General features: G+C 64.5%; 1 pseudogene. It reads right to left on the reverse strand.

The features are described 5' to 3' along the window. Positions 1-346 (reverse strand): annotated as a pseudogene (locus EN852_RS37010) (hypothetical protein); the annotation flags it as partial.

Genomic DNA, 346 nt, shown 5'->3' on the forward strand with positions numbered 1-346 from the left:
AGCCGGAGATCGCCTTGAGCTGCAGCGCCATATAGGGTACCGCGCCGACCGTCGCGATCATTGTGGCGATGGCCGCAACGGCAAAACTCTTGCCGTAGCGAGCGCCGAGAAGGTCGGCGATCGAGGTGATCTTCTCGCTTTTCGCCAACCGGACCAGGCGGTTGAGCAGCGGGAAGACGAACACGAAGACCAGCACCGGTCCCGTATAGATGCCAAGGAATTCAAGGCCGCGCTCGGAGGAGAGGCCGACCGAGCCGAAGAAGGTCCAGGAGGTGCAGTAGATGGCGAGGCTGAGCGCGTAGATGAAGGGCCGAGCCCGGCCGAAACCGATCGCCGCGGCGCGCCG

Source organism: Mesorhizobium sp. M2E.F.Ca.ET.209.01.1.1, assembly GCF_004010375.2.
Classification (GTDB): Bacteria; Pseudomonadota; Alphaproteobacteria; order Rhizobiales; family Rhizobiaceae; genus Mesorhizobium.